Origin of the sequence: Enterobacter sp. CGMCC 5087 (assembly GCF_003144775.1) — a bacterium.
GTDB lineage: Bacteria > Pseudomonadota > Gammaproteobacteria > Enterobacterales > Enterobacteriaceae > Enterobacter > Enterobacter cloacae_M.
The window spans coordinates 1-385 of sequence record NZ_QFXN01000179.1 but is presented as its reverse complement, the minus strand read 5'-3'; the positions used below and the strand labels follow the sequence as shown (position 1 = coordinate 385).

General features: G+C 55.6%; 1 protein-coding gene. It reads right to left on the bottom strand.

The window, feature by feature from the left end; translation table 11 throughout:
- A partial coding sequence (locus DEO48_RS15535; protein ID WP_181367019.1) for a type VI secretion system baseplate subunit TssF occupies positions 1-385 on the bottom strand: 385 nt, incomplete at both ends.

Sequence of the window (385 nt, the reverse complement as noted above, 5' to 3'; positions counted from 1 at the left end):
AATTTCCAGCTCAATCCAGGCCAGCCGGTCCGATAACCAGAAATAGAGCTCTCGCGCCGTCCAGGCATCACCGCCAAGATAAAATCGCAACTTACTGAGATCCAGTTGCTCAAGAGTCATCGGGACCTGCAGCGCCAGCTCCAGGGTGATCGCCGAAACATCTGTACCGCTGTATGCACTGACATTCTCAAGCGTGGCCGGAAAGATCCACAGATCGTGGCATGTCTGAAAATGGCACACCGCTTCATTGTTAACAATGCTGTCGAGCGCGCACCCCCGCCCGAGAAACGCGGGCTGTGCCAGAGCCCCTGCAACCGGCGTAAACTGAACAATGGTCATCGAGGGAACAGGACGCAGGTAATTCGGCCACAGCATATTGAGCAGG